The 246-nt window shown below is 48.4% G+C and carries 1 protein-coding gene; it reads left to right on the top strand.

Annotation, left to right across the window (positions count from 1 at the left end; translation table 11 throughout):
- Positions 1-56: 56 nt before the first annotated feature.
- On the top strand, positions 57-246 hold a 190-nt coding region (locus SB659_RS20255; protein WP_410551728.1), incomplete at its 3' end, for a hypothetical protein.

Below are 246 nucleotides of genomic sequence, written 5' to 3'. Positions count from 1 at the left end.
AACTGGCGTGGCCTTGGCGCTGGACCTATCGCGAGCTCATGCACGAGAAAGTAAACATGGGAACGCGTGCATATAACTCGGAATTCCGAAACTTGGCTTTCAGTGAAGACGAGCAGTTCTTCTTCCCGGATAACTACGCTTATTATCACTATTATTACGAGAACGGAACAGCATACGTCGTGTACAACGAATTGAAAATACCGGTCAGTGATCTTCTAATTGTCGGCGCGTGGGATATCGCGCAGG

The organism is Arthrobacter sp. SIMBA_036 (assembly GCF_046535135.1).
In the GTDB taxonomy this organism is placed as follows: domain Bacteria; phylum Actinomycetota; class Actinomycetes; order Actinomycetales; family Micrococcaceae; genus Arthrobacter.
This window is presented reverse-complemented; position numbering and strand designations above follow the sequence as displayed.